Annotated in this window: 1 protein-coding gene and 1 pseudogene; both read left to right on the forward strand. The window is 63.6% G+C overall.

Going from position 1 to position 2,941, the window contains the following annotated elements; genetic code table 11:
• The first annotated feature begins 281 nt into the window (after nt 1-281).
• The gene (locus ACVDFE_RS31055; protein WP_458432971.1) at nt 282-2,573 is read left to right on the forward strand and encodes a tetratricopeptide repeat protein; all 2,292 of its coding nucleotides are present in this window, start codon (nt 282-284) and stop codon (nt 2,571-2,573) included.
• Between the two features lie 177 nt (nt 2,574-2,750).
• Nucleotides 2,751-2,924 (forward strand): annotated as a pseudogene (locus tag ACVDFE_RS31060) (Lsr2 dimerization domain-containing protein); the annotation flags it as partial.
• Between the last annotated feature and the right edge of the window lie 17 nt (nt 2,925-2,941).

Below are 2,941 nucleotides of genomic sequence, written 5' to 3' on the forward strand. Positions count from 1 at the left end.
CCGTGGCTGAACCGTGTCTGGGCTGCTTCTTCGCTCGTTCTCGCGCCATGGTCCCGGTACTGCCCGACGCTGGCCCATCGAGTGCGTGGTTGCCGACGATCTGTGCAGGCCAGTGCGCCGTTACCGAATGCTATTTATAGCTGATACATCACCCGTTCGGCTGCTATACCGCTTTGCTGTCACAGCAGGCCCAAGAGTTCCGAGGCAGCACCCGCCACCTCTTGTCATGTGGAATTACGGACCTGCCTAAACTTCGTAGCTTTGATCAAACCAAAATCGGGGTGTTCAGCGAGATGGACGACTTGGGCGACCGTCACACTCATAACGTGGTGGGCGGCGATGTGCATGGCCAGACGTTGATGGCCGGCACGATCAACGGCGACGTGCACATGAACCAGCGCCCGCAACAGGTGGTCGAATTGCCGCACCGGGCGGGAGCTTCTCCTGTGAGGGCGGGCTTCTTCCAGCCGCGCCAGGTGGAGCTGCCAGTGGAACCGGAGACACGGACGATCGTGTTGACCGGTCTTGGTGGCGTGGGCAAGACACAACTAGCGCTCGACCATGCCGAACGTGCGTGGGAGGCAGGGCAGGTGGACCTGCTCGTATGGGTTACCGCTGACTCCAGGGACGCGGTGGTGAGCGCTTACGCGTCTCTCGCCCGCGATCTCACCGGTATCGAGGACGTCGACCTCGAACGAGGCGCGGTCCGACTGTGGGAATGGCTGGCTCGCACGAGCGCGCGGTGGCTCGTCGTGCTGGACGACGTGATGCGTCCAACCGACTTGAATCGGCTCTGGCCTCCCAAATCGCCGAACGGACGCACGGTGGTCACCACCCGGCGAACCGATGCGGCGATTCGAGGCGATGGGCGCAAACTGATCAACATCGGAGTTTTCCACCCTGCGGAGTCGCTGTCCTATCTGGAAAGCGCGCTGGAAGACCACACGCACCTCCTGTCCGAAGCTGCGGAGTTGGGGCCTGATCTGGGGCACCTACCACTGGCGCTCGCGCAAGCGAGCGCATACATGGTCGACCTCAATCTTCCCTGTGATCGCTACCGCGCCCGGTTCGCGGACAGGCAACGGACACTCGCGACGCTGTTCCCCGATCGCGAACATCTGCCCGATGGGCACCAGCGAACCGTCGCAGCTACCTGGTCCTTGTCCGTCGAACTCGCCGACCAGCTGGTTCCTGCCGGACTTGCCAGGCCGTTGTTGATGGTGGCGAGTCTCCTCGATCCCAACGGCATTCCGCTCGACGTCTTCTCCACGCCGTCCGTGCTGGAGTGGTTGACACGGTCGGCAGGCCGCCGGGTGAGCGCTGAGGAAAGCCGTGACGGGTTGTGGTGCCTGCACAGGTTGAGCTTGATCAGCTCCGCCCGCAACCCGGATGACCAGGCCGTCCGGGTGCACAGACTGGTTCAGCGGGTCACCAGGGACACGATCACAATCGAACAGCTCGAAGAACTCACTCATGCCGGCGCAAAGGCGTTGGTGGAGGTGTGGCCGGAGGAGTTCAAAGACGCAGTGCTCGGGCAGTCGTTGAGGGCGAACACAGATGCACTCGCAGCGTCGACAGGAGAGTTGCTCTGGCGGTGCTCCTGCCGTGAGGTGCTGTTTCGAGCGGCAATCAGCCTGGGGCACAACGGTGGAGTGGTGGCTGCGCGTACAGCGTTCCTCAGCTTGACGGCGTCCGCCGAACGTCTCCTCGGACAAGATGCCCCAGCCACCTTGCAAGCACGGAAGTACCTGGCGCGGTGGACCGGCGAGGCCGGGTATCCCACGCAGGCGGTCGAACAGATGGAGACCTTGTTGTCCGACGTCGTGCGTGCAAAGGGTGGAACAAGCCGGGCCGTCTTGGAGGCACGCAGCGATCTCGCACACTGGCGTGGACAGGCGGACGACCCACACGGCGCACTGTTCGATTTCGTGGCCATGGTGCCCGATTTCATCGCTGAACTGGGAGAGGACGACCTCCTCACGCTCACGGCAAGGGGCAACGCTGCCCGCTTCTACGGTGAGGCCGGCTATCCGTGTGCCGCGGTCTCCGCATATCGGGAACTGCTACCCGACCTGCGCCGGGTGCTGGGCGAGGACCACGCCGCGACGCTGACCGCTGCCCACAACTACGCGCACTGGCGAGGAATGGCCGGGGATCCGGTCGGAGCAGTAGCCGCCCTGCGAGCGGTCTTGGAAAACCGGGCGCGAGTGCTTGGAGATAATCATCCGCACACCCTCTCGACGCGGGGAGTCATCGCACGATGGTTCTGGCGGACCGGAAACCCCGATGAGGCGGCGCAGCAACTTGAAGGAGTTGTCCTCGACCGCACTCGGGAATTCGGCGCCGAGCACCCCACCGTCGTGATCGATCTGGTCGACTTGGCCGTCATCTGGGCGCATGCCGGCAATCGAGCAAAGGCTCAAGCCGCACTGGACGCCGCACTCGCCGCAGACGAAAGCAGCCAGAGTTTGGACCTTGATCTCACGAGGTTCGTGCAACGGGAGATCTCGCAGTCCCAGCCGTTCCCTCGGACTCACACCACCGCAACGAGCCCCGCTCACAACAGGCCGTAGCGGCTTCCTGGGGTTGCGAGACCCGCGGGTTCATCGACGAGGCATCGCGGACCACATGCGGCACAAACGCTGCGCACAACCAGCGTGCTCACCATGCGGGAAGGTTCGCGAGCAGCTCGAGCGGCTGCTAACTTCGAGCAGACCGCCGATCACTCGTCGAACATTGCGAGCCGATGAATGGCGCATGAATTCCTCGTCCAGCTGACCGACGACCTGGACGGCACCACCGCGGACGACATCGAGACCGTGCAGTTCGGCCTCGACGGCGTCACCTACTTGATCGATCTGAACGGCTACAACGCCGACACGCTGCGTGCGTTGCTGCGGGAGTACGTCACAAAGGCACGTCGAAACAGTCGGTGAGCGAG

This window comes from Lentzea chajnantorensis (genome assembly GCF_054300775.1).